2 protein-coding genes and 1 pseudogene are annotated in these 2161 nt (G+C 30.3%); 1 reads left to right on the top strand and 2 read right to left on the bottom strand.

What is annotated here, in order from left to right:
* Positions 1–790: pseudogene (locus tag WBN21_RS03475) on the bottom strand (phosphoglucosamine mutase); the annotation flags it as partial.
* Positions 790–1857: an acyltransferase family protein gene (locus WBN21_RS03470; RefSeq protein WP_424197906.1), complete on the bottom strand. Its 1068-nt coding sequence runs from the start codon at positions 1855–1857 to the stop codon at positions 790–792. The gene WBN21_RS03470 and the pseudogene WBN21_RS03475, both read right to left, overlap by 1 nt.
* 42 nt (positions 1858–1899) lie before the next feature.
* Between WBN21_RS03470 and WBN21_RS03465 the strand changes: the two genes are divergently transcribed.
* Positions 1900–2161, top strand: a 262-nt coding sequence (locus tag WBN21_RS03465; RefSeq protein ID WP_424197905.1) for an ACP phosphodiesterase, incomplete at its 3' end; no start/stop codon positions are given.

Raw genomic sequence — 2161 nt, 5'->3', positions numbered from 1 at the left:
CGCCGTTTTCATCCATAAAAGCTAAACGGTCTACGTCTGGATCTACCACGATACCAAAATCGGCATTGTGTTTTTTAACTTCGGCCGATAAATCTGTTAAATGTTCTTTTAAAGGTTCTGGGTTGTGCGGGAAGTGTCCGTTTGGCTCGCAGTACAACTTTACAACATCGACTCCTAAACGCTCTAATAGCAACGGAATAGCAATACCTCCTGTGGAGTTTACGCCGTCCACTACAACTTTAAATCGGGCTTCTTCAATGGCTGTGACGTTAACCAAATCTAAATCGAGAACTTCTATAATATGTAAATCTATATAGGCTTTATTTCTTGTTATTTTCCCAAGGCTATCCACATCAGCAAAGGTCATATTTTCGTTTTCCGCGATGTCTAAAATTTTTGCGCCTTCTACAGCATCTAAAAATTCGCCTTTTGCATTTAGCAGTTTTAAGGCATTCCATTGTTTAGGATTATGACTTGCGGTTAGAATAATACCACCATCGGCATGCTCCATAGGAACTGCAACTTCAACAGTTGGTGTTGTAGATAATCCAACATCAACAACGTCGATTCCCAAACCTATTAAGGTATTCATTACCAAATTTTGAATCATTTTCCCAGAAATACGAGCATCTCTACCAACTACAACTTTGTAGTTTTCCTTTTCGCGTTGTTGTTTTAGCCAAACACCATAAGCAGATGCAAATTTTACCGCATCTATAGGTGTTAGGTTCTCGCCTACTTGACCGCCAATGGTTCCTCTAATTCCTGAAATTGATTTTATAAGTGTCATTATCTAAATTTATTTTTAAGTTTTAAAAAAGGCTTTTCAAAATATTGAAATGAAATATGTGCAACAAAAATCGTGAATACAAATGTCAAAAAATTTATTAATAATATCGTTAAAACATCATTTAATATATTTTTATTATTAATTTTTATAAAAATATATACCACAAAATTTAAAATAATAATGTGATACATATAGATACCATAAGAGATTTGGCCTAAATAATTTATTAATTTATTTTTTATTTTGAATGACCAATTATTAAAGCTTATGGTATGTATAAAAAGGCTAAACAAAATAGCTGTTATTAGATTTTGTAGAATATCATTTTTAAAAACTAGAAAATCTGTAAAAAAATATAGGACAACTAATACCACAATAGATATCGGAAATATTTTATTTGACTTTAAAAATTCCAGTTTCTTTTTTTCTTCCAAAATGGCAACCATACCGCCAATTAACAAATAAAAATATACGAATGAATACGTTTTAAGAAAGCTAAAACTTGCTAAGTGAAATACAAAAAAATAAACCATCGCAATAAAAGTTAAAACCTGCAGTATGTGTTTCTTTTGCAATAAAAAAAGTAATGGCGCAATAAGTATATAAAATTGCTCTTCGATACCTATAGACCATAAAACCTCAAGAATTCCGCCAGGTTTATAGAGTTCCGCAAAAATATTTGGCAAGAAAAATAATGTTAATAATATGCCTTCTTTTAAAGGATAATTGTTTTGATAAGGTATACCTATAATTTGTAAAATTAGGTGATAGAATAAAAAGCCAAAAATTAAAACTAAATAATAGAGTGGAAATATTCTAAGTATCCGCCTCATATAAAACTTTTTAATTGAAAAAGTGCCGGTATTTTTTTCGATGTAAATGAGTCTAATAATTAAAAACCCACTAAGCACAAAAAACATATAAACAGCTTCAATACCACGATTGAAAATTGAAATTTCATTAAAATAAGGCAATCCCACGTTTTTGGACAAAAGAGGAATGTGAAAAACGATAACCATAGACGCTAAAAAAAACCGTAAAGCATCTAAATTTGGTAGCTTAATCAAAAATTTGAGTTTTAAAGTATCAAAAATACATATATTTATTGAATGAATTATTTAGCACACATTTATCTATCTGGAGATAATGATATGATTTCCATTGGAAATTTTATTGCAGATGGCATAAAAGGAAAGAAGTATAAAAAATACTCCAAAGACATTCAAATTGGTATTATATTACATCGCCATATTGACACCTATACTGATGCGCATAAAACTTTTAGAATTAGCACCAAAAGACTTCACGAAAAATCTGGACACTATTCGGGAATTATAGTCGATATACTTTATGATCATTTTTTAGCTAAAA

It is taken from the genome of Algibacter sp. (assembly GCF_049667265.1).
Classification (GTDB): domain Bacteria; phylum Bacteroidota; class Bacteroidia; order Flavobacteriales; family Flavobacteriaceae; genus Algibacter_B.
Note: the sequence above shows the minus strand (reverse complement) of the source record. Positions and strands in the feature narration are given on the sequence as shown.